The organism is Caballeronia sp. BR00000012568055, assembly GCF_029439455.1.
Classification (GTDB): domain Bacteria; phylum Pseudomonadota; class Gammaproteobacteria; order Burkholderiales; family Burkholderiaceae; genus Caballeronia.
Map to the genome: position 1 here is coordinate 1 of NZ_JAQFVG010000155.1, position 1,365 is coordinate 1,365.

General features: G+C 58.2%; 2 protein-coding genes. Both read left to right on the forward strand.

Translation table 11 applies throughout. From position 1 onward, the window contains the following. Nucleotides 1-715, forward strand: a 715-nt coding sequence (locus tag P7F28_RS08865; RefSeq protein ID WP_277184141.1) for an aldo/keto reductase, incomplete at its 5' end; no start/stop codon positions are given. Between the two features lie 72 nt (nt 716-787). Further along, a partial coding sequence (locus P7F28_RS08870; protein ID WP_277184142.1) for a 2Fe-2S iron-sulfur cluster-binding protein occupies nt 788-1,365 on the forward strand: 578 nt, incomplete at its 3' end.

Consider the following 1,365-nt stretch of genomic DNA (forward strand, 5'->3'; position numbering starts at 1 on the left):
CTACCAGCCGATGGGACTGGGGCCGAATGACCGCGGACTGTCGGCATTTCATATCAGAAAGGCATGCGAGGACAGCTTGCGCCGGCTGAAGACTGATCACATCGACCTCTACCAGATGCACCACATCGACAGACGCACGCCATGGGAGGAGGTTTGGCAAGCCATGGACGTCTTGATTCAACAGGGAAAGGTGCTCTACGTCGGAAGCTGCAATTTTGCCGGCTGGGATATTGCCACTGCCCAAGCGGCGGCGCAGTCACGCCACTTCATGGGACTCGTCGCGGAACAGAGTCTATATAACCTGTCTGCGCGAACCATCGAACTTGAGCTGATTCCAGCTTGTCGTCACCATGGCGTAGGACTACTTCCATGGAGCCCCTTGGGTGGCGGACTGTTGGGAGGTGTGCTCCAGCGGGCGCTCGATGGTCGCCGCGCAAAGCCCGAAATGGCTCGGAGAATTGGCCAATATCACGACCAGTTGCAGGCGTATGAGGCGCTGTGCGCCGACCTTGAAGAGCGTCCAGCCGACATCGCCCTAGCCTGGCTGCTCCACAATCCTGTAGTCACCGCGCCAATTGTCGGTCCACGTACGCCAGACCAACTGTCGCTCGCACTTCGAGCCGTCGACATTTCCCTGTCTGAAGACACCCTTCGTTGCCTGGACGAGATCTGGCCGGGTCCCGGAGGGGAAGCACCAGAAGCTTATGCATGGTAACGCGCGGCGCATCGTCTTCTCGACAACCCCGCTCAAGACGGACTGTCTAAAGAGCAAAAGGACTAACGACCTATGGACGAATCCGGCCAACCGAATCCGACGCGACGAAATCTGCTTATCGTGGGGGCAGTCTCAGCTGTAGCCCCGATGCTGCCTGTTGGGACAGCAAACGCGCAAAAACAAATCGGCGGTCCATTAAACGGAGATTCTCCGGCGCTGACGACAAAGCACATGCGCGTCAATTTTAATGTGAATGGCGTCGTTCAAGCACTTGAGCTCGACCCGCGAACTACTTTGCTTGACGCCTTGCGGGAGCACCTCCTTCTTACCGGTACCAAGAAGGGGTGCGACCACGGGCAATGCGGCGCGTGTACCGTCCTCGTGAATGAAGTCCGAATCAACGCTTGCCTGAGCCTTGCCGTAATGCACGAGGGTGACGCGATAACAACTATCGAGGGGCTTGGCACGCCGGACCACCTTCATCCAATGCAAGCGGTCTTTATCAAGCACGATGGCTATCAATGTGGATACTGTACGCCGGGCCAAATCTGTTCGGCGGTTGCCGTCCTCAGCGAGATCAAGGCTGGGGTGCCCAGCCACGCGACCGGCGACCTGACAGCCTCCGTTGAGGCCACCAACGTGGAAATGCG